The sequence below is a fragment of the Flavobacterium lotistagni genome (assembly GCF_011392125.1).
Taxonomy (GTDB): domain Bacteria; phylum Bacteroidota; class Bacteroidia; order Flavobacteriales; family Flavobacteriaceae; genus Flavobacterium; species Flavobacterium lotistagni.
Map to the genome: position 1 here is coordinate 1 of NZ_JAAJBU010000046.1, position 245 is coordinate 245.

Annotated in this window: 1 protein-coding gene; it reads right to left on the reverse strand. The window is 43.7% G+C overall.

The window, feature by feature from the left end:
- Window positions 1-245: hypothetical protein (locus G4D82_RS14365; RefSeq protein ID WP_166337977.1), on the reverse strand; the 245-nt coding region annotated here is incomplete at both ends.

Genomic DNA, 245 nt, shown 5'->3' on the forward strand with positions numbered 1-245 from the left:
TGAAAGCTGTTCCACCAGTAAGTCCGTTTACAGTTGTTCCGGTATCGTCATTGGCGATAATTGAAGCCGCAGACACAGTTACCGTTACAATCGCAGTATCGCAGTTGCTTGGGTTTAGGATTTCACAAATTTGGTAAGTTAGGGTGTAAGTTCCCGCTGGTGTTCCTGCAGCAACCAAAACATCAGTTCCTGATAAAGTCACACCAGCGTTTGTAGAGCTAACAAAAGTTGTGTTTACTTGAGAA